At 69.0% G+C, this 26,316-nt stretch carries 22 protein-coding genes; 12 read left to right on the plus strand and 10 right to left on the minus strand.

Features of this window, described 5'->3' with window-relative positions:
* Positions 1-18 precede the first annotated feature (18 nt).
* A complete protein-coding gene (locus BM417_RS01425; RefSeq protein WP_143138459.1) occupies positions 19-2,625 on the plus strand; it encodes an AfsR/SARP family transcriptional regulator in 2,607 nt (868 codons plus the stop codon).
* Here the strand turns inward: BM417_RS01425 and BM417_RS01430 are convergent.
* From BM417_RS01430 to BM417_RS01445, 4 genes are all read right to left on the minus strand, one after another.
* Positions 2,605-4,152: an outer membrane protein assembly factor BamB family protein gene (locus tag BM417_RS01430; protein WP_093587894.1), complete on the minus strand. Its 1,548-nt coding sequence runs from the start codon at positions 4,150-4,152 to the stop codon at positions 2,605-2,607. The genes BM417_RS01425 and BM417_RS01430 overlap by 21 nt on opposite strands.
* A gap of 72 nt (positions 4,153-4,224) precedes the next feature.
* Entirely contained in the window at positions 4,225-5,256 is a 1,032-nt protein-coding gene (locus BM417_RS01435; RefSeq protein ID WP_093587895.1) for an alpha/beta hydrolase family protein, read from the minus strand.
* 45 nt (positions 5,257-5,301) lie between these two features.
* Positions 5,302-5,631 (minus strand): hypothetical protein, encoded by a 330-nt coding sequence (locus BM417_RS01440; RefSeq protein ID WP_143138460.1) that lies wholly within the window; start codon positions 5,629-5,631, stop codon positions 5,302-5,304.
* Between the two features lie 88 nt (positions 5,632-5,719).
* Entirely contained in the window at positions 5,720-6,493 is a 774-nt protein-coding gene (locus tag BM417_RS01445; RefSeq protein WP_093587897.1) for a TetR/AcrR family transcriptional regulator C-terminal domain-containing protein, read from the minus strand.
* Positions 6,494-6,584: 91 nt separating this feature from the next.
* Here BM417_RS01445 and BM417_RS01450 point away from each other — a divergent pair, with 91 nt between their 5' ends.
* Both BM417_RS01450 and BM417_RS01455 read left to right on the plus strand, forming a co-directional pair.
* Complete coding sequence (locus BM417_RS01450) at positions 6,585-8,843, plus strand: ATP-binding cassette domain-containing protein (protein WP_093587898.1); 2,259 nt, start codon at positions 6,585-6,587, stop codon at positions 8,841-8,843.
* Entirely contained in the window at positions 8,840-9,622 is a 783-nt protein-coding gene (locus BM417_RS01455; RefSeq protein ID WP_218164292.1) for a siderophore-interacting protein, read from the plus strand. Before BM417_RS01450 ends, BM417_RS01455 begins: the two co-directional genes overlap by 4 nt.
* 87 nt (positions 9,623-9,709) lie before the next feature.
* On the opposite strand, the gene BM417_RS01460 is transcribed toward BM417_RS01455, so the two are convergent.
* Positions 9,710-10,675 (minus strand): methyltransferase, encoded by a 966-nt coding sequence (locus BM417_RS01460; RefSeq protein ID WP_245821608.1) that lies wholly within the window; start codon positions 10,673-10,675, stop codon positions 9,710-9,712.
* Between the two features lie 160 nt (positions 10,676-10,835).
* Here BM417_RS01460 and BM417_RS01465 point away from each other — a divergent pair, with 160 nt between their 5' ends.
* From BM417_RS01465 to BM417_RS01485, 5 genes are read left to right on the plus strand one after another with little or no spacing between them, the layout of a single operon-like run.
* Positions 10,836-11,750, plus strand: coding sequence for an ABC transporter permease (locus BM417_RS01465; RefSeq protein ID WP_407656076.1), 915 nt, complete (start codon positions 10,836-10,838; stop codon positions 11,748-11,750).
* A complete protein-coding gene (locus tag BM417_RS01470) occupies positions 11,747-12,742 on the plus strand; it encodes an ABC transporter permease (RefSeq protein WP_093587900.1) in 996 nt (331 codons plus the stop codon). The genes BM417_RS01465 and BM417_RS01470 overlap by 4 nt, the downstream gene beginning before the upstream one ends.
* Positions 12,743-12,756: 14 nt before the next feature.
* The gene (locus BM417_RS01475) at positions 12,757-14,427 is read left to right on the plus strand and encodes an ABC transporter substrate-binding protein (RefSeq protein ID WP_093587901.1); all 1,671 of its coding nucleotides are present in this window, start codon (positions 12,757-12,759) and stop codon (positions 14,425-14,427) included.
* Positions 14,424-16,163 carry a dipeptide ABC transporter ATP-binding protein gene (locus BM417_RS48940; protein WP_093587902.1) on the plus strand — a complete coding sequence of 580 codons (1,740 nt, stop codon included), beginning with the start codon at positions 14,424-14,426 and terminating at the stop codon, positions 16,161-16,163. Before BM417_RS01475 ends, BM417_RS48940 begins: the two co-directional genes overlap by 4 nt.
* Positions 16,160-17,359 (plus strand): FAD-binding protein, encoded by a 1,200-nt coding sequence (locus BM417_RS01485; RefSeq protein ID WP_093587903.1) that lies wholly within the window; start codon positions 16,160-16,162, stop codon positions 17,357-17,359. Before BM417_RS48940 ends, BM417_RS01485 begins: the two co-directional genes overlap by 4 nt.
* Here the strand turns inward: BM417_RS01485 and BM417_RS01490 are convergent.
* Both BM417_RS01490 and BM417_RS01495 read right to left on the minus strand, forming a co-directional pair.
* A complete protein-coding gene (locus BM417_RS01490) occupies positions 17,335-17,913 on the minus strand; it encodes an SRPBCC family protein (protein ID WP_093587904.1) in 579 nt (192 codons plus the stop codon). The two genes, BM417_RS01485 and BM417_RS01490, sit on opposite strands and share 25 nt — an antisense overlap.
* Complete coding sequence (locus BM417_RS01495; protein ID WP_245821610.1) at positions 17,906-18,403, minus strand: winged helix-turn-helix domain-containing protein; 498 nt, start codon at positions 18,401-18,403, stop codon at positions 17,906-17,908. Before BM417_RS01495 ends, BM417_RS01490 begins: the two co-directional genes overlap by 8 nt.
* Positions 18,404-18,509: 106 nt before the next feature.
* On the opposite strand from BM417_RS01495, the gene BM417_RS01500 reads away from it, so the two are divergent.
* Both BM417_RS01500 and BM417_RS01505 read left to right on the plus strand, forming a co-directional pair.
* Positions 18,510-20,642 carry an RICIN domain-containing protein gene (locus BM417_RS01500; protein ID WP_245821612.1) on the plus strand — a complete coding sequence of 711 codons (2,133 nt, stop codon included), beginning with the start codon at positions 18,510-18,512 and terminating at the stop codon, positions 20,640-20,642.
* A gap of 60 nt (positions 20,643-20,702) precedes the next feature.
* A complete protein-coding gene (locus BM417_RS01505; RefSeq protein WP_093587907.1) occupies positions 20,703-21,953 on the plus strand; it encodes an amidase in 1,251 nt (416 codons plus the stop codon).
* Here the strand turns inward: BM417_RS01505 and BM417_RS01510 are convergent.
* On the minus strand, positions 21,928-22,254 hold the full coding sequence (locus BM417_RS01510) for a DUF6204 family protein (protein WP_093587908.1): 327 nt from the start codon (positions 22,252-22,254) through the stop codon (positions 21,928-21,930). The genes BM417_RS01505 and BM417_RS01510 overlap by 26 nt on opposite strands.
* 69 nt (positions 22,255-22,323) lie before the next feature.
* On the opposite strand from BM417_RS01510, the gene BM417_RS01515 reads away from it, so the two are divergent.
* Complete coding sequence (locus BM417_RS01515) at positions 22,324-22,965, plus strand: thiaminase II/PqqC family protein (protein WP_093587909.1); 642 nt, start codon at positions 22,324-22,326, stop codon at positions 22,963-22,965.
* A 36-nt stretch (positions 22,966-23,001) separates the two neighbouring features.
* Here the strand turns inward: BM417_RS01515 and BM417_RS01520 are convergent, their stop codons facing one another.
* Complete coding sequence (locus BM417_RS01520) at positions 23,002-24,492, minus strand: chitinase (protein ID WP_093588529.1); 1,491 nt, start codon at positions 24,490-24,492, stop codon at positions 23,002-23,004.
* 94 nt (positions 24,493-24,586) lie between these two features.
* Here BM417_RS01520 and BM417_RS01525 point away from each other — a divergent pair, with 94 nt between their 5' ends.
* Positions 24,587-25,351, plus strand: coding sequence for an alpha/beta fold hydrolase (locus BM417_RS01525; RefSeq protein WP_093587910.1), 765 nt, complete (start codon positions 24,587-24,589; stop codon positions 25,349-25,351).
* 117 nt (positions 25,352-25,468) lie between these two features.
* On the opposite strand, the gene BM417_RS01530 is transcribed toward BM417_RS01525, so the two are convergent.
* The gene (locus BM417_RS01530; protein ID WP_093588530.1) at positions 25,469-26,299 is read right to left on the minus strand and encodes an oxygenase MpaB family protein; all 831 of its coding nucleotides are present in this window, start codon (positions 26,297-26,299) and stop codon (positions 25,469-25,471) included.
* Between the last annotated feature and the right edge of the window lie 17 nt (positions 26,300-26,316).

Genomic DNA, 26,316 nt, shown 5'->3' on the forward strand with positions numbered 1-26,316 from the left:
CCGACTACGGTGATCACCGTGCGGTTCACGGTCTTCGGCGGGGTGTCGGCACGAACAGGCGATCGCACGACCGAGTTCGGCCCGACCCGGCTGGGGGCCCTGCTCGGCGTCCTGCTGGTCGACGCGGGCCGGGCGGTGAGCGCCGACGACCTCGTCGAGCGCGTCCTGGGTGACGCGCCACCACCCCGTGCCCGCGCGATGATGCAGACGTGGCTGACCCGGCTGCGGCACTCGTTGCCCGGCCTGGTCGAACGCGACGGAGCCGGCTACCTGGTGCGGGTCGATCCGCTCGAGATCGACCTGCACCTGTTCCGGCACCTCGTGCGGACCGGCCGCACCACCGAGGCGCTCACCCTCGCCGGCAAGCCCCTGCTGTCCACACTGGACACACCGTGGGCCCGGCGGCAACGCGCGGACTTCGCGGACGAGCTGCTCGCCGCCCGGCTCGACCACGTGGACGCGCGGCTGGCCCAGGGCGAGCACTCGACGCTGGTGCCCGAACTGCACGTCCTCGCGGCGGAACGGCCGCTGGACGAACGGATCGCGGCCCAGCTGATCGAGGCGTTGCACGGCAGCGGGCGCGCGGCGGAAGCGTTGCGGCACTTCGAGATCGTGCGTGCGCGGCTGGGCGCAGAGCTGGGCGCCGAACCGTCCCGGCACCTCGCCACCCTGCACCGGCGGCTCCAGGCCGCCTCGGCACCGCGGCAGCTTCCGGCCGCGCCCAAGCCGTTCACCGGCCGGGCGGTGGAGCTCGCGGAGCTCGACCGGGAACCGAACGGCGTCGTGGTGATCACCGGCACCGGCGGCGTCGGCAAGACCTCGCTCGCCGTGCACTGGGCGCACCGCGCGGCGGCCCGGTTCCCGGACGGCCAGCTCTACGTGAACCTGCACGGGTTCGGGCCGAGCGGCGCGGCGGTGAGTCCCGGTGACGCGCTGCTGCGGTTCCTCTCAGCGCTCGACGTGCCGCGCGCCAAGGTGCCGCACGACCTCGCCGGGCAGTCGGCGTTGCTGCGGGACGCGCTCGCGGACAAGCGGGTGCTCATGCTGCTGGACAACGCGACGGACGCCGACCAGATCGAGCCGTTGCTGCCGCGCACGCCGAACGCGCATGTGGTGATCACGAGCCGCACGACGCTGAAACCCGCGCACTCCCACGCGTTGCCGTTGGGACTGCTGCCGCCCGACGACGCCCGCGAGCTGCTGGCCGCCCGCATCGGGCAAGACCGCGCGCGGGCCGAGCCGGACGCGGTCGACACCGTGGTCCGCCGCTGCGCCCGCCTGCCGCTGGCGCTCGCGGTGGCCGGGGCGCGGGCGGCGACGCAGCCGGAGTTCCCGCTGGCGGCGCTGGCGGACGAGTTGGCCGATCTCGACGCGTTCGCCGACGACGATGACGTCACCGCCGACCTGCGTTCGGTGTTCTCCCACTCCTGCAAGGCTTTGACCCCTGCGGCGCTGCGGCTGTTCCGGTTGCTCGGGCTCATGCCGGGCTCGGACATCAGTCTCGCCGGCGCCGCCTCGCTCGCCGGGCTCGGCGAGCGGGAGACCGGGACGCTGCTCGCGGAACTGGCGAGGGCGAACCTGCTCGACCAACCCGAACCGGGCCGGTTCACCTGCCACGACCTGCTCCGCGACTACGCGGCCGAGCTCGCCCTCGCCGGCGAACGGGCCGAGGCGCTGCACCGGTTGCTCGACCACCTCGCGCTGACGGGCGTCGAGGCGGGCGTCGTGTACACGCCCAGCCGCCACCGCCCGAAGACTCCGGAACCGGCGCCGGGCGTGGTGGTCCAGCGGTTCGGCACGCACGAGGACGCGCTGGCGTGGCTCATGGCCGAGCACCCGACGCTGATGGCGGCGATGCCGCACGGCACCGCGGCCCAGACGTGGCTCATGGGCTGGTCGCTCGCCGACGCCCTGGACCGCCAGGCCCGCTACCGCGATCTGCTGACCTCGCAACAACTCGCGGTCGCCGCGGTCGCGCAGCTCGACGACGCCGACGGCCTGGGCCGCACGCTGATCAACCTCGGCCGCAGCCTGAGCCGCATGGGCCGGACAGAGGAGTCCACCGCCGCGCTGCACCAGGCGTTCGACGTCTACGAGGGCAACCCGGCGGGCCAGGCCGGGGTGCTGCTGAACATCGCGATGCTGACCCCGGACGACCGGATCGCCGAGGCGCTGGAGCACACCCGGCGCGGGCTCGCGTTGTTCGAGGAGTGCGGCGACGCCTACGGGCAGGCCAACGCGCTGACCGGGCTCGCGTGGGGCCACGGCAAACTCGGCGAGTACGCCGAGACCGTGCGGTACGCCGAGCGTGCGATGCGGATGTGGCGGGCGATGGACCACCTGATCGGCCAGGCCGAGGCGTGGGACAACCTGGGCACCGGCTACCTCGGGCTGGGCGAGCACGCGAAGGCCGCCGAGGCGTTCACCCGGTCCTGCGAGATGTTCCGGCTCGGTGGCGACCTGCCGCTCCAAGCCGGTGCGTACGAACAGCTCGGCGACACCCACGCGGCCGCGGGTGACGCCGAGCTGGCTCGAGAAGCCTGGCAGAAGACCGTGGAACTGCGCACGGAGGCCGGGCTTCCGACCGACCGCGTGCGCGCGAAACTACAGGCCGAACGCGAGTAGCACGCTGCCGTGCGGGCTCGTGAACTCCGGGTAGTAGCCGGACTGCACGTAGACCATGCCGTCCGACACCACCGCGCCCGTGCCGGGACCGGACATCGTGCCGCCCCGCCCGGTCAGCCCGTTGACCCCGCGAACGTCCTGCACGGTGTCGTAGGACCAGATGATCCTGCCGGTCTTCGCTTCGTACGCGCGGAACTTGCCGTCGGCGGCACCGAGCCAGACCACGCCCGGCGTGCTGGACACCGGCAGGCCGTGCGCCCGCTCGCAGTTCGGCTGTCCCGCGGCCCCGCCCGTCGTGCAACCGTCCTCGGGCGCCGGGGTCTCCCACAGCACCTGGCCGGTACCGGGGTCGACCGCGAAGAGCTTGCCCGGGTCCGCGTAGTAGGTCGCGATGTAGAGCCGCTTGCCGTCGTAGCTCGATCCCCACTGGATGCCGGAGACGCCACCGCTGGGCAGCGGCACGCCGAGCTGGCGACGCCACACGACCTGCCCCGTCGAGGCGTCGAACACGTGGTAGACACCGGACTTCTGGCCAACACCGACTAGCTGCCTTCCGTTGACCACGAACAGGTTCGGCGTGGCGCCGATGTCGTAGTCGAGGTTGGTGCCGTCCTTGAGCCCCGGGCAGTAGCCCTCGGCGTCCGGGGTGTTGCACGCGTCGCGCCAGGTGTCGGCGTCGGTCACCTGGTTGGTCCACTTCACCGCGCCGGTGCGGGCGTTGAGCGCGAGCAGCGAGTCGAACTCGCCGCCCTTGCCGGTGTAGTTCTGGCCGGTGCCGACGTAGAGCGTGCCGGTCCTGCGGTCGATCACCGGCGAGCTCCACACCCCGGCGCCCGACGGCTCGAACCGCTTGGCGCCGTTGGGCCACGTGCCGACCTCGACCGGTTCCGGCACCGTGTAGTGGCGCCAGACCAGCGCGCCGGTGTCGATGTCGTAGGCGTCGATGTGGCCGCGGAACGTGCAGCAGGCGTGCGTGATCGGCAGCGTGTTCTCGGCACTGGACGTGCCGACGTACAGCAGTCCGTTGTGGACGATCGGCGAGCTGGTGGTGGTCGAGGCGATGCCGTCGTCCATCTGCACCTGCCACCGCAGCCGGCCGGTGCGCTGGTCGAGCGCGTAGAGGCGGCTGGCGTTGTCACCGAAGAAGACCTTGCCTTCGGCGACCGTCGGTCCGTCGGAGTTGTACGCGTACCGGTCGGCCGGTGGGAGCGCGAACTCCCACTTCGCCCTGCCGGTGCGCGCGTCCCTGGCGTAGAACTTCCGGTCAGGGCCACCGAAGTAGACGGTGTCCCCCACGACCGCCGGCTGGCTGCGGACGCCGTTGAACTCGCTCTTCGGATAGGCGAGCGCCCACTTCAGCTTGAGCTTTCCGGCGTTGCCCGCGTGGAGCCGCCACTCCGCTGCGTTGTGCCGGGATCCGTTGAGGTCCTTCTGCCACCCCGCCCAGTCGCCGCTGGCGTGAGCCGTCGCGGGTGACGCGGTCAGCACTACTAGCGCCGTGGTGAGCAGCGCTGTGGTCTTGAGCATGAGTTTCCCCCTTCCACCAGCAACCTTGACAGCGGAGGAAGGGGGAAACACCCAAAGAACGTCTCGTGGAAATTAGCCGATCGGTTGATGCGTCACGACGCCGATGCCCGGAAAACCCTTGCTGACCACCGGGTTCCGCCGGCCGTTCAGGTACTGCTGGAAGAACGCCGGGATGTACGTGGTCGCGATCCCACGTTGCTGCTCAGGGGTCAGCGCGGTGGCCGGGCAGGTGCTGTCGTTGTCGTAGGACCATTCGGTGTTGAAGTAGTTGTGGTTGGCGTTCTTCGGCGTGACCTCGTGGATCGGGACGACGTTGCGGCCCTTGGCGTTGTCGATGTACGAACCACCGTCGACCGCGCCGTCGCAGCTGCCGGTCATGACCGCGAACGGGATTTTCGTGATGCGGTAGTCCAGGTTCTCCGGTGCCTCCGGGTCCGGCGCGTAGTACTCGGCGGGCGCGAGCGGGAGCACGGCCTTGATCCTCACCCCGGCCGGCAGTTCACCGGCATGTTCGTCCGACGCCTGGTAGACCGCGCCACGGCCACCGCGCGAGTGCCCGAGCGTGCCGACGTTGGTGAGGTCGACGTGTCCGCGGAACCCAGGCAGCTTCAACGGACCCTTGCCGTCGTCGAGGTCGCGCCACAGCTCCAGGTGCCTGCTCATCACCGCCGCCCTGGCCACGTCCGCGATCTGGCCCATCTCGCCCGCGTTGACGCCGTTGACGCTCACCGACACGACCACGAAACCCTGCCGCGCCAACTCCTCGGCGAGATAGTCGTAGCCGCGGTAGCTCGGGAACGCGTCCCCTGCTGGACACGGCCACTTCCACTGGTCGCCGGCGCACGGCTTCCAATAACCGTGCGCGAGCAGCACCAACGGGCGTTTGCCGACGAGCGTGCGCGGCGCGTGCACGACCGCGGTGAGCTCGAGATCGGCGACAGGTCCGTCCGGTTCGGTGTGAAAGCCGGGCACTTGAAAGGCCCGGTCACCGAGCGAGTACTCGACCTTTCTGATGCCGGAGCCGTGTTCGGGGGCCGCGGAGGAGGTCGGCGCGGCCAGCACCATCGCCATCACGACGGCGGCCGCGGCTTTTCCGATTGCCATGCGCTGATCTCATCGGGAGTTTGTGGGGGTCCTGTGAGCGCGCTGTCACGGTTCTGCCACAGCGAGATGGCCGGCGAACCTGCCGAACCGCTCCGCCAGCGGTCCCGTACCCGCGACGACCCCGCGCCACAACTCCCGGTGCCGGTCCAGCGAGAACCGATCGTCCACCAGCACCACCACGAACCCCTGCCGCGCCAGTTCCTGCGCGTACACATCGGATCCGCGGAAGTGGAACACCATCGGCAGCATGCCGACGAGCGTGCGGGGCGCGTGCACCACACCGGTCAGCGAGCCGGCCTCGTAGCGCGTGGTCGTGGTCGCGGGCCGGTAGTCGTCCTGCGAGGGTGCGGCCGCCGTGCTCTGCGCCGTCAGCACGAGGGCGCACGCTACGGCCACAAGGACTCTGCCGAAAACCATGAGCACGATCTCATCGAGTCCGTGTGCACTGAACGTCCGGACTATGTCACGGTTTTGCTACAGCACCCTCAACACCGTCGAGCAGCACTTTCAATCCGCCGCGAAAGTTTTCGACCGCATCGTTCTCCAGATACGGCAGTTCCGGATCGATTGGCTCTCGATCGTTTTCCAGCAAGTGCAGCATCGGGAACTTCTTCTCCAGGTCAGGCTCGATCTCCAGCAGCACGGCGGACCGCGCGTACCACCACTCCTCGTCGGCCTCCCCGGTCGCGCCACCCGCGGCACGGGCCTCCGCGACGGTCTGGGCAGCGCCGCGCACGAAGTAGTTGACGGCTCCGACGATGCCGCGCAGCTCCCGGCCGGGCAGTCCGGTCGCCACCAGGATCGCGGCCAGCGCCTCGATCACCGCGAACTCGTGCGGGCCGAGCACCGGACGGGCCTGCGACACCTGCAACACCCACGGGTGGCGGCCGTAGAACTCCCACATGTCGTTCGCCCACCGCGTGACGGCGGCACGCCAGCCGTCGTCCAGCTCGTACGACGTGGGCAACTCGGCCATCGCACGGTCGTACATCAGGTCGACCAGCTCGTTCTTGCCCGGCACGTACGTGTAGAGCGCCATGGCGGTGCGCCCGAGCCGCTCCCCCACCGCGCGCATCGAGAACGCCATGCCGTGTTCGTCGGCGACCGCGATGGCCGCGTCGACGATCGCGTCCACGCTCAGCCCCGGCTTCGGACCGGAACGCTTCTCCGCGACCGACGCCCGCCAGAGCAGCTCGATGGAACGGCGCGGGTCGCCCTGACCTGCGTAGACGACCACGGTTGCGACTCCTTACAACGTAAAGTAACCTTGCCGGTCGATACTTTACGCCATAAAGAACAGTTTTGAATCAAACACGGGGGAAGCAGCCTTGAACGCTGTCGCAGACAGCCATGACGTGATCCAGGTCCGCGGAGCCAGAGAGAACAACCTCGCGGACGTGTCGCTCGACGTCCCCAAGCGCCGCCTGACCGTCTTCACCGGCGTGTCCGGTTCCGGCAAGTCCTCGCTGGTATTCGGCACGATCGCGGCCGAGTCCCAGCGCATGATCAACGAGACCTACACCGCGTTCCTCCAGTCGTTCATGCCGTCGATCGGCCGCCCGGACGTCGACGCGCTGCACAACCTGAGCGCGGCGATCATCGTCGACCAGGAACGCATGGGCGCGAACTCCCGCTCCACGGTCGGCACCGCCACCGACGCCCACACCATGCTCCGGATCGTGTTCAGCCGCCTCGGCGAGCCGTACGTCGGCACGTCCGGCGCGTTCAGCTTCAACCTGCCCGAAGGCATGTGCCCGGCCTGCGAGGGCCTGGGCAAGGTCACGACCATCGACGTGGACGCCATCGTCGACCGGACGAAGTCCTTGAACGACGGCGCCATCGACGCCCCGAACTACGGCGTCGGCACCTGGTACTGGCAGGTCCTCGCGAACTCCGGCCTCTACCCCGCCGACCAGCCGATCTCGACGTTCACCGAGCAGCAGCTCGACGACTTCCTCTACAAGCCGACGACGAAGCTGAACATCAACGGCACCAACGTCACCTACGACGGCCTGATCGCGAAGCTGCAGCGCACGATCCTCAGCAAAGACCGCGAGTCCATGCAGCCGCACGTCCGCGCGTTCGTCGACAAGGCCGTCACCTTCGCGACCTGCAACGACTGCAAGGGTGCCCGGCTCAACGAGGCCGCGCTCAACTCGAAGATCCGCGGCGCGAACATCGCGGACTGCTGCGCGATGCAGATCAGCGACCTCGCGAAGTTCGCGCACGCCATCGACGACCCGTCAGTGGCACCGCTGCTCGCCACCCTGCGGGGCACGCTCGACTCGCTGGTCGAGATCGGCCTCGGCTACCTGTCGCTCGACCGCGAGTCCGGCACGCTCTCAGGCGGCGAGTCGCAGCGCGTGAAGATGGTGCGGCACCTGGGTTCCTCGCTCACCGACATCACCTACGTGTTCGACGAACCGACCGTCGGCCTGCACCCGCACGACATCCAGCGGATGAACAACCTCCTGCTCCGCCTGCGGGACAAGGGGAACACCGTGCTCGTCGTGGAGCACAAGCCGGAGACCATCGAGATCGCCGACCACGTCGTCGACCTCGGCCCCGGCGCGGGCGTCAACGGCGGCCACCTCTGCTACTCCGGCGACGTGGCGGGCCTGCGCGCGTCCGGCACGCTGACCGGCCGCCACCTCGACCACCGGGCCAAGCTGCGGTCGGAGTTCCACTCCCCCAAGGGTTTCCTGACGATCAGCGGCGCCCGCACCAACAACCTCAAGGACGTCTCGGTCGACCTGCCGCTCGGCGTGCTGACCGTCGTCACCGGCGTCGCGGGCTCCGGCAAGTCGTCGCTCATCCACGGCTCGCTGCGCAAGGGCCCGGACGTCGTGACGGTCGACCAGTCGCCGATCCGCGGCTCGCGCCGGTCCAACCCCGCCACCTACACCGGCCTGCTCGACTCGGTGCGCACCGCCTTCGCCAAGGCCAACGGCGTCAAGGCGGCGTTGTTCAGCGCGAACTCCGAAGGCGCGTGCGAGAAGTGCAAGGGCATCGGGCTCGTCTACACCGACCTCGCGATGATGGCTGGCGTCGCCACGGTCTGCGAGAAGTGCGAGGGCAAGCGGTTCACGCCCGAGGTGCTGCGCTACACGTTGCGGGGCAAGAACATCAGCGAGGTGCTCGGCATGTCCGTCGCCGACGCCCGCGACTTCTTCCCGTCCGGACAGGCCCACGCGGTGCTCAGCCGCCTGCACGACGTCGGCCTGTCGTACCTGTCGCTCGGCCAGCCGCTGACCACGCTGTCCGGCGGCGAACGGCAACGGCTGAAGCTCGCGATCCACATGGCGGAGAAGGCCTCCACGTACGTGCTGGACGAACCGACCTCCGGCCTGCACCTCGCGGACGTCGACCAGCTGCTCGGGCTGCTGGACCAGCTGATCGACGCCGGCAACACGGTGATCGTGATCGAGCACCACCTCGCCGTGATGGCGCACGCCGACTGGATCGTCGACATGGGCCCCGGCGCGGGACACGACGGCGGCCAGGTCGTCTTCTCCGGCACCCCCGGCGAGCTCGTGTCCACTTCGGACACCCTCACCGCCCGGCACCTGAGGGAGTATCTGTCGTGAGCCTGCTGACGGTCACCTCGGTCCGGCCGGTCACCCCGCGCATGACGCGGATGACGTTCACCGGACCCGGCCTGCGCGAGATCGGCACCTGGCCGGACCAGCAGCTCAAACTGCTCTTCCCGCGGCCCGGTGGATCGGCGCACGTGTCGGACGCCCCGGACGTCGGCACCTGGTACCAGGCCTACATGGCGATGCCCGAGTCCGAACGGCCGTGGATGCGCAGCTTCACCGTGCGGTCGCTGATCGACGGCGTGCTGACCGTCGACTTCGTGCTGCACGGCGACAACGGTCCTGCGTCGAAATGGGCCGCCAACGCACGGGTGGGTGACGTCATCGGCCGGTTCGGGCCATCGCGCGACTACGCCCGGCCGCTCGGCACCGCGGACCTGCTGGTGTTCGCGGGCGACGAGACGGCGTTGCCCGCGATCGGCTCACTGCTGGAACTGCTGCCTGCTGCCCAGCAACGGCTCGTGTTCGTCGAGGTCGCGGATCCGCTGGAGGAACAGGACATCCCCGGCGTGCGGTGGATTCACCGCAGTGCCGGGGAGAACCTGGTCTCGGTGGTGACGGCGGCCGAGGTGCCGTCGCCGGCGTGGGTGTGGCTCGGCGCCGAGGCCTCCGCGGTTCGCGCGCTGCGCAGACACTTCGTCGGCCTCGGAGTGTCCAAGAAGGACATCGAGTTCACCGGCTACTGGCGGCGGACCCTCACCCAGGACGACGCCCCGACCTCCGACGACCTCGCCGAGGCCCAGGAACGGATCGCCGCACTCAGCGAGTGAACTCCAGCAGGCTGCGCCCACCGGTCACCTGAGTCACGGACTCCAACCGGAGTCCGTGCGCCGAGGCCCAGGAACGGATCGCCGCACTCAGCGAGTGAACTCCAGCAGGCTGCGCCCACCGGTCACCTGAGTCACGGACTCCAACCGGAGTCCGTGCGCCGAGGCCAGCCGTTCGAAGTCGTGGAGCCCTCGGTCACGCCCACCGAAGTGCACAAGCATGACCAGGTCGAACTCCGTGCTCTCACCGAGGGACTCCACGACGAGAACCCGTTGCCCCGCCTCGGCGCACCGGGCCAGGATCCGATGCGCCTGCTCGTCGTCCCAGTCGTGCAGGATGTCGAACAGCAGGCAGGCGTCGCCGGTCGGCAGGGGATCGAAGAAGCTGCCGCCGGTCACCTCCGTCCGGCCTTCGAGGCCACGCTCGCGGAACAGTTCGCGCGCACCCGCCGCGCTGTCTTCAAGATCGACCAGGTGGCCGCGCATGTCCGGGTTCGCGGCAAGAATCGCGGCGAGCAGGCTCCCGTGGCCGCCACCCACGTCGACGAGCGTGCCGAACCGCGACCAGTCGAAGTTCTCGACGACCTGCGGGATCCAGCCGCTCATCCGGTTGTTCATCTGCTGGTCGAAGGCCTCGCGCAGGTGCGGCTGCTCGGTCAGGTCGGTCCAGAAGTCCTGGCCGTAGCGCACCGGGTAGGCCGGTTCGCCGGTGCGGACGCTGTGGATCAGGTCGATGAACGCCAGATCGGCGCGTCCGGCGGCGGAGTCGTGGTGCAGCAGGTTGTTCAGGCCGTTGCCCGCACCGGCGCCGAGGAGCGCGCCGAAGTCCGTGGTGCGGTAGCCGGCGTCTGTCAGTTCGGCCACACCGAGGGTCGTCAGGTGGGCCAGGAGCAGGTCGAGCGCGAGCGGGTCGACCTTGAGTTCGGATGCGAGTTCCTGGGCTGTGGCGGGGTTGTCACGCAGGCGGTCCGGCAGTCCCAGGGTCACGGCGACCCGGAGCGCCATCGGCGTGATCAGCCCGGACATCTGTCGAAGCCGTTGTACGTCGGTGTCCACGTGGATCCACCCTGCCACCGCGCGCAACTTAATTTCGGTCAACACTGAAGCAATAGTGTTGAAGGATTCTCACTCAGTGGACGTGGCAGACGCGCTCACTCGATCGGCTTACTGTGCGCCGCGACAGATCATCATCACGCCCGAGAAGCAGGTCACGCAGTTGTCCACTCCCGTCGCGCGGTCCGTGCCCGCCGCGATCAGATCGGTGCTCGCCCGCGATCGCTGGGCGCTCGCCGGCACCGTCACCGTCGTGGTGATCGGTCTGGTCGCGATCTTCGCGGACGTCCTCACCGCCATCGAGGGCCACGACCCGTACACCTACGACGCCACCGCGCTGGCCCCGGAAAGCGGGCTGCCCGCGGGGTCGTTCGGCGGGGTGAGCGGCGAGCACTGGTTCGGCGTCGAGCCGCTGACCGGCCGGGACCTGTTCGCGATCGTCGTGCACGGCGCGCGGACGTCGTTCCTGATCGGGTTCGCGGCCACGCTGGTGTCGATCGGGCTCGGGGTGCTGATCGGCGCCGCCGCCGGGTACCTGGGCGGCTGGATCGACCGGGTGATCACCTGGAGCGCCGACGTCTTCCTCGGGTTCCCGTACCTGGTGTTCATGATCGCGATCGGCGCGGTGGTGCCCGTCGAGTTCCCGCGGGCGCTGCTGCTGATCGTGGTGATCGGGTTCTTCGGCTGGCCGTCGACCGCGCGGATCGTGCGCGCCCAAGTGCTCACGTTGAAGGAACGCAACTTCGTGAAGGCCGCCCGCGTGCTCGGCGCCTCGCCGTGGCAGGTGTTCCGCACCGAGCTCCTGCCGAACCTCTGGGGTCCGGTGCTGGTCATGGCAACGTTGTCGGTGCCCGGCAAGATCGGGCTGGAGGCGGCGCTGTCGTTCCTCGGCGTCGGGGTGCTGCCGCCCACGCCGAGCTGGGGCCGGTCCATCAGCGCCGCGATCGACTGGGTCCGGGTCGACCCCGCCTACCTGCTGTTCCCCGGCCTCGCGCTGTTCGCCGTCACCTGGGGGTTCAACGCGCTGGGCGACGGGCTGCGGGACGCGCTCGACCCGAGATCGGTGACCCGCCGATGACCACCCTCAGGTATGCGCTGACTCGACTCGGCGGCATGGTGCTCGTGCTGCTGATCGTCGCCTTCTGCACGTTCGTCGTGTTCTACCTGGTGCCCTCGGACCCGGCGCTGCTGGCGTGCGGCAAGCCGTGCACGCCGGAGAACCTCGCGCTGGCGCGGGAGTTCATGGGCTTCGACGAACCCTGGTGGCAGCAGTTCCTCACGTTCCTCGGCGGCATCTTCACCGGCCGCACGTTCGGCGCCGGCGCGACGGCGATCCACTGCGCCGCACCGTGCTTCGGCTACTCGTTCCGGCAGAACGCCGACGTGCTGGAGCTGATCGGCGACCGGCTGCCGGTGACGTTCTCGCTCGCGATCGGCGCCGCCGTGCTGTGGGTCGGTGTGGGCGTCGCGATCGGCGTGTACGCCGCGCTGCGCAAGGACTCCTGGTTCGACCGGGCCGCGCTGGCGGGATCGGTGATCGGCGTGTCCGCGCCGGTGTACCTGGTGGGGCTGCTCGGGATCCTCGTGCTCGGGTTCCAGCTGAACGTGGTGCCGGTCGGCAACTACACCGCGTTCACGGAGGACCCGGTGCGCTGGGCATGGGGGCTGGTGCTGCCGTGGAGCGTGCTCGCGTTCGCGCACGGCGCCCACTACGTGAAGCTCACCCGCACGCAGATGCTCGAGACGATGAGCGAGGACTTCATCCGCACCGCACGGGCCAAGGGCGTGCCGGAGCGGACCGTCGTCGGCAAACACGCGCTGCGCAACGTGTTGCTGCCCGTCGTGACGCTGACCGGCATCGAGTTCGGGTCGCTGCTCGGCGGTGCCGTGATCACCGAGCGGGTGTTCAGCCTGCCGGGCCTGGGCGGCCTGCTGATCGAGGCCGTGCACGCCCGCGACCTGCCGACCCTGCTCGGCTGCACCTTGTTCGCAGGTTTTCTCGTTGTCGTCGCCAACGCCGTCGTCGACCTGTCCTACGGCGTGCTCGATCCCCGAGCACGGCTCACCTGAGGGAGGAAAGTCCGTTGTCCAGCAAGAAACTTCTTGCGATCGTGCTCGCCGGTGCCCTGGGGGTCTCGGCGTGTGGCGCGAACGATCAGAAGCCCTCCGGTGACACCGCGGTCAAGCCCGGGAAGGGCGGCACGCTGCGCATCCTGTCCGAGTCGCGCACGCTCAACCTCGACCCCGCCAAGTCCCAGAGCCTCGCGATCACCTCGCTCGGTCTCGTGCACCGCAGACTGACCGGCTGGCAGAACGCCGTCGGCCAGCCCGCGAAGGTCGTGCCCGACCTGTCTGACACGGGCAAGACGTCCGACGGCGGCAAGACCTGGACGTTCGTGCTGCAGGACGGCCTGAAGTTCAGCGACGGCACGCCAATCACGTCCGCGGACGTGAAGTGGGGCGTCGAGCGCTCGTTCGCACCGGCGTTCGGCGGCGGCCTGGGCTACCACAAGGACCTGCTGGGCGGCGGTGACTACAAGGGTCCGTTCGAGGGCAAGGAGCTCGACTCCATCAAGACCCCGGACGAGAAGACCATCGTCTTCACGCTGACCCGCCCGTACGGCGACTGGCCGTGGATCGCCTCCACGCCCGCGTTCGCACCGGTGCCGAAGGGCAAGGGCGCCGAGGCCGACTACCACGAGCACGCCGTCGCGTCCGGCCCGTACCAGGTCGAGACCTACACCAAGGGCGTCGAGGTCAAGCTCAAGCGCAACACCAACTGGGAGCCCGCGAAGGACCAGGTCCGCGCCGGCCTGCCCGACGCCGTGGTGTTCCAGCTGGGCCAGGAGGCCTCGGTCGTCTCGCAGCGCCTCGCCGCCGACTCCGGCGACGACCAGACGGCGTTCGCCTCGTCGTTCGTCTCCCCCGCCCAGCTCGCGCAGCTGCAGGGCAACCCGTCCGCGAAGTCCCGCGTGGTGACGTCGAAGTCGGGCGCGGTCGCGTTCCTCTCGCTCAACACGCAGAAGGCGCCGCTGAACAACGTCAAGGTGCGCCAGGCGTTCCAGTACGCGGTGAACAAGGCCGCCTACCAGGTGGCGTCGGCCGGCACGGCGGCGCTGGCCGGTGACACCGCCTCCACGTTGATCACCCAGGGCATCGAGGGCCGCGAGCAGTTCGACCTCTACCCCTCGAAGCCCGAGGGCGACCCGGACAAGGCCAAGGCGCTGCTCGCCGAGGCCGGTTTCCCGAACGGTCTCGAGAACCTGTCGCTGGTGCTGAACAAGTCCAACAACCAGACCGACAAGGCCGAGGCGATCCAGGCCGCGCTGGCCCGCGCGAACATCAAGGTCACCATCCGGTCGCTGGAGGCCGACGCGTTCGAGACCGAGACGAACCTCTCGGACAACCCCACGTACGACCTGATCCTGTCGTCGTGGCAGCCGGACTTCCCCAGCGCGAACTCGAACATCCAGCCGCTGTTCGCGACCTCGGAGATCGGCAAGGGCGGCTACAACACCTCGCGCTACTCCAACCCCGAGGTGGACAGGCTGATCGAGGAGGCGCAGTCCACTGTGGACCCGGCGGAGGCCGGTAAGAAGTGGGCGGCGATCGACAAGTTGATCCTGCAGGACTCGCCGGTCGTGCCGCTGATCTACACCCGCAACTCGTTCATCCGCGGCTCGAAGGTCGGCAACTTCTACATCGCCGACTTCCCCGCCTACCCGAACTACCTCCAGGTCGGTATCACGAAGTGAGTGCGCTGCTGTCCGTCGAGGACGTCTCGGTGGACTTCGGCTCGGGCTCCCCGGCGGTCAGCGAGGTCTCGTTCTCGCTGACCGCCGGGGAGGTCCTCGCCGTCGTCGGCGAGTCCGGTTCCGGCAAGACCGTGACCGCGATGTCGTTGCTCGGGCTCCTGCCTCCCACTGCGACGGTGTCCGGCCACGCGGTCCTGAACGGGCGCGACCTGTACTCGTTGAACGCCAACGAACTGCGGGAGGTGCGGGGCAACGAGGCCGGCATGGTGTTCCAGGAACCCATGAGCGCCCTCAACCCGGTCTTCACCATCGGCAGCCAGATCGTGGAGGCCGTGCGGGTGCACCGCGCGGTCTCACGGGCCAAGGCTCGCGCGCGGGCGGTGGAGCTGTTGCGGCTCGTCGGACTGCCCGAGGAGCGGTTCAAGGCCTATCCGCACGAGATGTCCGGCGGCCAGCTGCAACGCGTGGTGATCGCGATGGCGGTGGCGAACGAGCCGTCGTTGCTGATCGCCGACGAACCGACGACCGCGCTGGACGTGACCGTGCAGGCCGAGATCCTCGGGCTGCTGCGGGACCTGCGCGACCGGCTCGGGGTCGCGATCCTGCTGATCACGCACGACATGGGCGTGGTCGCGGACCTGGCGGACCGGGTCGTCGTGATGAACGCCGGACGGGTCGTGGAGACCGGGACCGTGCGGCAGGTCTTTCGGGCGCCTGCGGAGAAGTACACGCGGACGTTGCTCGACTCGGTGCTGCGGCTGGACTCGCGGGAGCTGGGGAGGCGCGACACGGCAGAACCGGCGCCACCACCGGACACGCGAGAACCGGGGACACACGACACAGCAGAACCAGCGCCACCACCGGACACGCGAGAACCGGGGACACACGACACAGCAGAACCAGCGCCACCACCGGACACGCGAGAGCCGGAGACACGCGACACGGCAGAACCGGCGCCACCACCGGACTCCGCCCCCACTGGCCCACCCCGCTCCACCACCGAACCAGTTCTCCTCCTCTCCGGCGCGTCCGTCACCTACGGCAAGTTCCGCGCCGTCTCCGACGTCTCCCTCACCATCGGTCAAGGCGAAACCCTCGGCCTGGTCGGCGAGTCGGGGTCGGGCAAGTCCTCCCTCGCCGGCGCCATCACCGGCCTCACCCGCTACACCGGGCGGATCACCGTGGCGGGCAAGGAGGTCTCGGCGCTGCGCAAGGGCGACCGCGGCCGCATCGGGCTGGTGTTCCAGGACCCGCTGTCGTCGCTGAACCCGCGCGCCACGATCGCCAGGTCGATCGCGCAACCGCTCCTGCTGCACACGTCGTTGCGCGGCAGGGAACTGGCCGCGAAGGTCGACTCGCTGCTCGACGCCGTGCAGCTCTCGGCCTCCCTGCGGGACCGCTACCCGCACGAACTGTCCGGCGGTCAACGGCAGCGGGTCGGCATCGCCCGTGCCATCGCGCTTGATCCGGACCTGCTGATCGCCGACGAACCGACGTCGGCGCTGGACGTGACGGTGCAGGCGCGCGTCCTGGACCTGGTCCGGTCGTTGCAGCGCGACCTGCGGTTCGCGTGCCTGTTCATCAGCCACGACCTGGCCGTCGTGCAGCACCTCGCCGACCGGGTCGCGGTGCTGCACCTGGGCCGTGTGGTCGAGGAGGGCACGTCGGTGTTCGCCGCGCCGCAGGATCCCTACACCCGACGATTGCTGGCGTCGGCGCTTACCGTGTCTGTATGAGGACCAACTGGGCTGGCAACGTCACGTTCACCGCGGCCCAGGCCGTGACCCCGGCCTCGGCCGAAGACCTGCGTGCGCTCGTGCGCGGTTCATCGGCCGTGCACGTCGTCGGTTCGGGACACTCGTTCAGCACGATCGCCGACACGACCGGCACGCTGGTGTCGTTGTCGGCGATGCCGGAGGTCTTCGAGGTGTCCGGCCACACGGTCCGGGTCAGCGCGGGCATGACGCTCGCCGACCTGTCCGTCCGGCTGGAGGCGGCGGGCCTGGCCCTGCACACGCTGCCGTCGTTGCCGCACATCACCGTGGCCGGCGCGATCGTGACCGCGACCCACGGCTCGGGTTCCCGCTCGCTGGCCGGTGCCGTGCGGTCCGTCGAGGTGCTGCGCGGTGACGGCTCGGTCGTCGAGCTGACCTCGGCCGGCGCCCCCGTGTCGCTCGGCGGTCTGGGCGTCATCACGACGGTGACGCTGGACGTGGTGCCGTCGTTCCAGGTCGCGCAGACCGTCTACGAGCACGTCGCCTGGACGACGCTGCTGATCCAGCTCGAACAGATCTTCGACGGCGCGTACAGCGTGAGCGCGTTCGTCGACTGGCAGGGCGGCGCGACCCTGTGGGTGAAGCACCGCGTCGGCGACGAGGAGTTCCGCTACCCCGGCCGTCCCGCGTCCGAGCAGGCTCACCCGGTGCCCGGCCAGCCCGGCTCCCGCTGCACGATCCAGGGCGGCGTGCCCGGGCCGTGGCACGAACGCCTGCCCCACTTCCGCGCCGAGTTCACCCCGTCGGTCGGCGAGGAGCTCCAGACCGAGTACTTCGTCCCCCGCACCCGCGCGGTGACGGCGTTGCGCGCGCTGGCCGAGATGTCCACGGTGATCTCGCCGCTGGTGCAGGCCTGCGAGATCCGCACGATCAACGGCGAACCGCAGTGGCTCAGCCCCGCCTACGACCGGGACAGCCTGGCGATCCACTTCACCTGGGTGCCGAACACCCCGGCCGTGCTGCGGCTGCTGCCTCGTCTGGAGGAGGCGATCGCGCCGCGACCGCACTGGGGCAAGCTCTTCACCGTGCCACCGGCGCTGCTGGCCGCCCGCTACCCGCAGTGGGACGCCTTCCGGGCGTTGCTCCGCGAGCACGACCCGAAGGGCGTCTTCCGCAACGACTTCCTGACGACCTACTTCGGGTCCGCTTCCAGCTGAGGCCCCCTACCCCGCAGCTCCTCCAGCTCGGCGTCGGAGAACCCGTAGGTCGTCACGACGGTCATCTTCGCGCTGGTGACCACGAGACCCGGCCCGAACTCCTCCACCACGACACCGCGCTGGTTCTCCGACTCGAAGAACGGCTTGCCGCTCACCCCGAGATCGACCTCGGACGGCCAGAACAGCGTCCTGCGCTTCTCGCCGGGGTGGAACTCGTGCGCGAACTTCAGCTGATGCAGGAACGTGATCCAGCCTTCGGTGATGTCCTCGTAGTAGTCGTCCCACTCGGGTGAGGTGCCCTTGGGCGCGCGGGTCAGCACGACGCGGGTGCCCTCGGGAACGGGCGTGAGGACGAACGTGTCGTGGTTGTGGACGATCAGCGTCGTGCCGTCCTCCTCCGCGTTCTGAAAGTAGATGTGGTCGATCTCGGCGTCGAGCTCCGGGAGGTCCCAGCCGTGCCAGTGGCGCAGCTTCTCCTTGTCCCGGAACGACTGCCACACCTCGTCGACCGGTGCGGCCACGGTGATCTCGATCCGGACGCCTTCGTCACTCATCTGCTACTCCGGGGTGGCCCAGGGCGACCACCCGGTACGGGCGGCCTGACTCGGTGTCGTACTTCAGCGCGATCTGCCGCACCGCTTCGGCCAGGTCGCTGGTGAACTCGTGGACGTCGCCGGGCGCGCCGAAGCGGACCGTCGTCTCCACCGTGAACGTGAGCAAGCGCTTTCCCGCGTCGGCCGCCGCGTTCGACATCCGCTCGACGTCACGAGCCGAGTCCTCCGCGACCGACACCAGGTGCGTCGCGGCGAACTGGTCCTGGACGCCGGCGGCGATCTCGCGGCCGGGCTTCGCGCGCAGCACGCGTTCGACGCAGCCGCGGCGCTGGCGTTGTTCGACCAGCTCGACCAGTCCTGCCTGTTCCAGGGCTCGGACGTGGTAGTTGACGCGCTGCCGGGGCAGGTCGAGGACCGCCGCGAGCTGCGTCGCCGAGGCGGGCGATCTCAGCAGCTCCAGCAGCGACCGGCGTAACGGCGACAGCTCCACGCCTAGCACAGTCGCATTTGACAAATTCGTGTGTCAATACCGGAACACGACCGGAAACAGTTAAGTTCGTTGACGGTTGCAACAAACCACCCCCACCCTGTGACCCGTGAGAACCCCCCTGCTGGTGGCAGCGTTGGCAGCAGCGGCGATCGTTCCTGTGTGGACGGTCGCGGCGCAGGCCGACGTGGTGCCCGGAACCGCTTATCAAGTGACGAACGTCGGCAGCGGAAAGTGCGTGGAGTCGCTGGGAACGGCCAACGGCGCACAGCTCCGCCAACAAGGTTGCACTGGGCAGAAGTGGACCTTCACGCCCACGAGCGACGGCTACTACACGGTCGGCGACGGCCAGGTCTGGGACGTCTCGAACGTCTCCACCGCGGACAACGCCCCGGTCCACATGTGGCAGTCGTTCACCGCGAACAACCAGCAATGGCGCGCCGAGGCCGTCGGCACGGACACCTACCGGTTCGTGAACCGCAACAGCGCCAAGTGCCTCGACGTGCCCGGCGCCTCGACCGGTGACGTCCAGCTGGTCCAGTACACCTGCAACGGGACCAACGCGCAGCTCTTCCGCCTCGCCCAGGACGGCCCGCCGAACCCCGGCCAGCCGGACTTCGGCCCGAACGTGCTGATCTTCGACCCGTCGATGTCCTCCGCCACGATCCAGGCGCGGCTCAACGACGTCTTCCGTCAACAGGAAGAGGGTCAGTACGACGCGCGCCGGTTCGCGATCATGTTCAAGCCCGGCAACTACAACGTCGACGTCAACATCGGCTTCTTCACCCAGGTCCTCGGCCTGGGCCTGCTGCCGGACGGTGTGACGATCAACGGCCAGGTGCACGTCGAGGCCGACTGGTTCGAGGGCAACGCGACGCACAACTTCTGGCGTGGCGCGGAGAACCTCGCGGTGCGGCCGCCTTCGGGCACCAACACGTGGGCCGTCTCGCAGGCGTCCGCGATGCGCCGCACGAAGGTCTACGGCAACATGCAGCTCGACGACAACGGCTGGTCGAGCGGTGGTTTCCTCGCCGACTCCGTGGTCACGGGCCAGGTCCGCTCCGGTTCGCAGCAGCAGTGGCTGTCGCGCAACACCGAGTGGGGCTCGTGGACGGGCGAGAACTGGAACATGGTGTTCGTCGGTGCTCGCAACGCACCGCAGAACACGTTCCCGGAGCCGCCGTACACGACCGTCGCGCAGACCCCTGTCGTGCGGGAGAAGCCGTTCCTGAACGTCGACGGCAGCGGCAACTACAACGTGTTCGTCCCGGCGCTGCGCTCCAACACCAGCGGCACCACCTGGGCGTCGGGCAACCAGCAGGGCACGAACATCCCGCTGTCCCAGTTCTACATCGCGAAGCCGGGCACCTCGGCCGCGACGATGAACGCGCAGCTCGCGGCCGGCAAGCACCTGCTGCTCACGCCGGGCGTCCACCAGGTCTCGGAACCGATCCGCGTCACCCGCCCCGACACCGTCGTGATGGGTCTCGGTCTCGCGACCGTCATGCCCACCAACGGCAACATGGCGCTCGACGTGGCCGATGTGGACGGTGTGAAGATCGCCGGCCTGCTGCTCGACGCGGCCCCGACCAACTCGCCGCTGCTCGCACAGATCGGCGCGCCGGGCAGCAACGCCAACCACTCGGCCAACCCGACCTCGCTGCACGACTTCTACGTGCGCATCGGCGGTTCGGCCGTCGGCCGCGCCACGACCTCGTTGGTGGTCAACAGCCACAACGTGATCGGCGACCACCTGTGGCTGTGGCGAGGTGACCACTCCATCGGCGTCGGCTGGGACGTGAACCGGGCGGACACCGGCCTGATCGTCAACGGCAACAACGTGACGATGTACGGCCTGTTCGTCGAGCACTACCAGAAGTACCAGACCATCTGGAACGGCCAGGGCGGCCGGACGTACTTCTACCAGAACGAAATGCCGTACGAGGCGCCCAACCAGGCGGCGTGGATGAACGGCTCGACCCGCGGCTACGCGGCGTACAAGGTCGCCAACAACGTCACGACGCACGAGGCGTGGGGCCTGGGCAGTTACATCTTCGCCAACGCCAACCCGAGCGTGGTGGCCGACCGGGCATTCGAGGTGCCGAACACCCCGGGCGTCAAGTTCCACAGCATGGTGACGATCTCGTTGGGCGGCAAGGGAACCATCGAGCGCATCATCAACAACTCGGGTGGACGGGTGACCGCCGGATCTACCGAGGCTTACCTGGCGAACTACCCGTGATGTTCCGCTGAGTGGTTTTGAACTGCACATCCCCATGCTCCGGTCCGCATAGACTGGAGCATGGGGATTCTTTCTGAGCAGTTGCGCGTCATCGAAGCCTTGAACCCGGTCTACAACGCGTTGACCTCCGTGTTCGACGTTCGGGATGAGCCGGTCGGTCCACTCGCCGGGGTCACGTTCTCGGTCAAGGACAACATCGACGTCGCGGGCGCCGCCACCACGCACGGCCTGAAGTCGCTGGCAGGCAACGTGAAATCTGCGGACGCGCCCATCGTGGCGCGGCTGAGAGCAGCCGGGGCGACACCGATCGCGCACGCCAACATGCCGACGTTGAACGCCCGTGGCATGCACACGTACAGCGAACTGGCCGGGCACACCATCAACCCGTGGGACAGCGCTCTTTCGCCGGGTGGGAGCTCCGGCGGTGACGCGGTCGCCGTGGCCACGGGAATGGTGGATTTCGGGATCGGCAACGACGGCGGCGGCTCGTTGCGACTGCCCGCGTTCCTGAACGGCGTCTGCGCGCTGAAGCCCAGCTACGGGCGTTACCCGCAGGGCGCGATCTACGGCCAGCCGGACCCGTCGTTCCCGACCCAGGTCATGACCGTGGAGGGACCGCTCGCCCGCACGGTCGAGGACCTGCGGCGAGTGCATTCGGTGCTGTGCGGCGCGGACCCGGCCGATCCTCGTTCCGTCCCGGTGCCCGCCACCGGCTCACCGACGCCGAGGATCGCCGGTTTCGTACCGGGTGACCCGGTCGTGGAGGAGGCGGCGAAACGGCTGGTGGAGGCCGGTTACGAGGTAGAACCGGTCACTCCTCCGCGGGTCGAGGAGGCGTCGACGCTCGCCATGAGGATGATCGCCACGCCGATCGCGCTCGACTTCGAGCAGTTCGCCACGTTCGCGGGCGAGGACGTCGCCCTGTACTCCCGTCACCTGCTGAAGGTGCGGCCGGGACTGGACCTGGCCGGGTTCCTCGAGCTGACAGGTACCCGGCTCGCGATCCAACGCGAGTGGGCACGGGTGCTGGACCGCTACCCGGTGCTGGTCGGGCCGGTGTCGACCACACCGTGGTTCGAACCGGACCAGGACCGCCGCAGTCCTGAGGCCCTGGCCGACTACTTCGAGGCGATGAAGCTGTGCGAGGCGAGCAGTTTCGTCGGCGTGCCGTCGGTGGCGGTGCCGACGGGGCTGCGGGACGGGCTGCCGACCGGCGTCCAGGTGATCTCCCGGATGTATCGGGAGGACCTCGCGCTGGACGCCGCCACCGTCCTCGAAATCCCGCTCAGCCCAGCCGTTTCGGCCGGTTGACCTTCATCTCGTCCATGTCGGTGACCTTGGCCTTCAACCCCTGGAAGTCGACGCCGAGCGAGTCGAGGGCGGTGGCCGCGCGCCGCAGCCCCGCCTCGTCCGGCTTCTCGGCGGCGGTCAGGATCACGCGGTAGCTGAAGAAGTCGAGCTTCTCGTCGAACATCAGCGCGCCTTCCTCGCTGAAGCCGCCGTCGCGCAGGAAGTCGAAGCCCTTCAGGCGGTCCTGCAACGAGACGCGCTGCTCGGAGGTCAGGTCGGCGAACCGGCCGCGGACGAGTACTCGGTAGGTGTGTTCAGCCACGAGCGAAGATGCTCCCCGAAGGGCCCGCGGTCTGGCGAACGATTTCCCGAGTGCGAAAGAATCGGGACCATGAACGCAAAAGAGCTGGTCACGCGCATCCGAACGGAGCTGCACCCCGGTGAGCACGACAACCTCGTGGTCAAACTGATCGAAACCGGACAGGCCCCGCGCGCTGTGATCGCCACGTTCGCCGCCGAGGAGAACCACATCGTGTCGTCGGACTGGCGAACATTCCTGGCGCTCGCGTCGAAGGCGGAGGAGCCGAACGCGCGGGCGTTCTTCACGTTGCTCGCGGGCGGCGAGGAGCTGGTGCTACCGATGCTGGAGCCGCTCGCGAAGGCGGCGGGCATGTCCGCCAAGGACTTCCAGAGCTACGAGCCGTTCCCCGGCTGCCAGTCCTACCCGGCCTACCAGGCGTGGATGGCGCTCAACGGGGAGCCGACGGACGTGATCCTCGCGATCCTCGCGAACTTCACCGCGTGGGGCGGCTACTGCGCGCGGATGGCGAAGGGGCTGCGCGAGCACTACGGGTTCAGCGACGAGGCGTGCGCGTTCGTGGACTTCTTCGCCACGCCCGCGCCGCAGCTCGAGGACCGCGCGATCGCCGCGATCCAGGCGTCCCTCGACGCCGGCTGGCAGCCGAAGCACGCGTGGCGCTACGGCCGCCTGCTCCAGGCATACGAACTTCAGTTCTGGTCCACACTGGCCTAACGGAAACGGGGGCGGCGAAAGCCGCCCCCACCGCCGCTATCGGGGCAGATAGGCCCGGTGGGCCTTGGAGAACTCGTAGTTGTTGTACTTGTCCCAGTTGATCGACCACGTCATGAGGCCGCGCAGGTTCGGGTAGACGCCCTTCGGCTTGTAGCTGCCGCAGCGCGTGCCCTTGGTGAGGCAGTCCAGCGCGGTCTGGACGTCCGCGACGGACGTGAACCCGTTGCCCGCGTACTGCGCGGCGGGCAGGCCGATCGCGACCTGTTCCTGCCGCAACGGCGCGAAGAACTTCGACGCGTCACCGCGCACCGGGAAGCCGGCGAGCACCATGTCGGTCATCGCCACGTGGAAGTCCGCGCCACCCATGTTGTGGTACTGGTTGTCCAGCCCCATCACAGGTCCGGAGTTGTAGTCCTGCACGTGCAGCAACGTCAGGTCGTTGCGCATGGCCTCGATCACCGGCAGGTACGCACCCGTGCGCGCGTCGCCGGTGCCCGTGCCACCGTAGAACTGGTAGCCGACCTGCACGAAGAACGTCTCCGGTGCCATGGTGAGCACGAAGTTGGCTCCGTAGCGGGACTTCAGCGTCCGCAGCGCCGAGATCAGGTTCACGACCACGGGCGTGGTCGGGTTCTTGAAGTCGAGGTCACCGGGGTTCAGCGACAGCGAGTGGCCCTCGAAGTCGACGTCGAGACCGTTCAGGCCGTACTTGTCGATGATGGCGCCGACCGACCGCACGAACGCGTCGCGCGCCCCCGTGGTCTCGAGCCGCACCTGGCCGTTCTGGCCGCCGATGGAGATGTTGACCTTCTTGCCCTTTGCCTGCTGGGCGCGGATGCCGGCGATGAACTCCGCCTCGGACTCGACGTTCGGGCACTCCGCGACCGGGCACTGGCTGAACCGCAGCTCACCGGATGTGGCGCTGGTGGGCTCGGCGAACGAGAGGTTGATGACGTCCCACTCGTCCGGCACGTCCTTCATGCGGATGTAGCCGGAGCCGTTGGCGAAGCTGGCGTGCAGGTAGCCGACGAGCACCTTGCGTGGCAGCTGACCCGTGGGCGGCTGACCGGTCGTAGTGGTGGTGGTCGTGGTCGTAGTAGTCGTCGTGGTCGTGGTGGTCGAACTGGTGGTCGGTCCGGTGCCACCCGTGCACGCCGCACCGTTGATCGTGCAGTTCGCCGGGTCGGCGGTGCCGGCGGCGTTGAAGCCGAACGACACGCTGGCGCCGGGCGCGACCGAGCCGTTGTACTCCCGGTTGACGAACGTGTTGTGGTTGCCGCTCTTGGTGAGCAGCGAGTCCCAGTAGGCACCGACGGAGGTCGAGGCCGGGTAGTCGAACTCGACCTTCCAGGAGCTGATCGCCGCGCTGGTCTCGTTCTTGATCGTCACCGTCGCGGTGTAGCCGGTGCTCCAGGCCTGCTTGGAGAACGTCGCCGTGACTCCGGCGGCACTGGCAGGGGCGAGGCTCACGATCACGGTGCCGAGCACCAGTGCGGCCACCGCGGATATTCGAGCGAACAACAGCATGGGTTCCATCCCTCACGCGTTGGCGGCCGGCAGGGGGTCACCCCGAATTGGACTAGACCATCTATCGGGAAGTCAAGGTTCTAGACTTCCGGTCGTGTCCCACGCCCGTGCCGCCGACGGAACCAGCCTCTTCTACTCGGTCGAGGGCTCCGGACCTCCGCTGCTGCTCATCGCGGGCCAGGCGAACTCGTCGAAGTGGTGGTCACAGGTCCGCGGGGACTTCTCCACCCGGTTCACGACGATCGTCACCGACCACCGCGGAACCGGTTCCAGCGACAAGCCGGACGTCCCGTACAGCACCAGGATGTTCGCGGCGGACTGCGTCGCGATCCTGGCCGACGCGGGCATCGAGTCCGCCCACGTCTACGGCACGTCGATGGGCGGCCGGATCGCGCAGTGGATCGCGGCCGCGCACGGCGAGCGCGTCAACCGGCTGGTGCTGGGCTGCACCTCCCCCGGCGGCCCGCACGGCATCGAGCGCAGCGCCGAGGTCCGCAAGTCACTCGCGCAGGTCGACCCGATGAAGGCGCGCAGGGCGTTGGAAGAGCTGATGTACACACCGGCATACCGCGGCCCGTACAACACGCTGGGCGACCCGCGGATGCCACCGCACGCACGCAAGCGGCACCTCTTCGCGAGCGCCGAGCACGACGCGTGGGACGTGCTGCCGTCGATCGCCGCACCGACCCTGGTCGTGCACGGCACAGAGGACATCTTCAACCCCACGGCCAACGCTCCGCTGATCACGGAGCGAATCCCCGGCGCGCGGATGCACCTGATCGAGGGAGCCCGTCACGGCTACTTCGAGGAGTTCGCGAGTGAGGCGACGCCACTCGTGCTCGACTTCCTGGAGGCCTAGTGGTGTGGCCCGGAATGCTGCCGGGCGAATTCGCGGTCAGACGGGTGCGTCGTGGTGTCGCGAGGCGCCCTGCTGAGCGTGAACTACCCAGCCGACATTCCGGGTCGCACCAGTGGCTCAGCCGGTGACCCACCGAAGGCCGCGCATCAACGCGTGCCCCGCGAACCGAACCCCGGTGGCCTCCGCGATCGGCAGGTACGGCAGCCGCAACGGAACCCGCGCCCACACCGGCAGGGTCGCGACCGCCGTGGAGCTCAGGATCGCGTACGGCCCGCGCGCCAGCAGCGGCAACGGCGCCTTGAGCAGCAGGAACCTGGCCGCTTCGCACGCCTCGGGCGTGCCCTTCAGCTCGGCTCGGTAGGAGTCGAGCTTCGCGTCGAGCTCGGCGACCGTGCGCGGCGGATCCGGGATGCCCATGGCGTCGGCGATGACGGCCATGTCGGCCACGTACCCGTCGTAGTCGTCCAGCGGCTTCTCGCCATAGCGCTGGTGGCAACGCAGGAAGCTGTCGACCTCGGCCACGTGCACCCACGCCAACAGGTGCGGGTCGTCGGCGCGGTACTCACGGCCGTCCGGCGCGGTGCCGTGGATGTGCTGATGCACGCGCCCGAGCCGTTCAACGGCCTTCAGCGCGTCGTCCGCGCTGCCGTACGTGGTGACGCCGACGAAGAGGCTCGTGCGCTGCAACCGGCCCCACGGGTCGGTGTGGTAGTCGGAGTGCTGCGCGACCGCCGCCATCGCCAGCGGGTGCAACGACTGGAGCAGCAACGCCCGCAGCCCGCCGATGAACATGGCGTGATCAGCGTGCACGTGCCGGATCGGCCGGTCGTCGGCGAACAGGCGCGGGCCGGGCGAGTCGTGGATCCGGCGAGCGTGTTTCGCCCGCTCCGGACCCGCGACCTTCTCGAAGAGTCCCTCGCTCAGCTGACGCCTCAGTGCCTCCAGCATCACTCCATGATGCGCGC

This window comes from Lentzea waywayandensis, assembly GCF_900115955.1.
Lineage (GTDB): Bacteria > Actinomycetota > Actinomycetes > Mycobacteriales > Pseudonocardiaceae > Lentzea > Lentzea waywayandensis.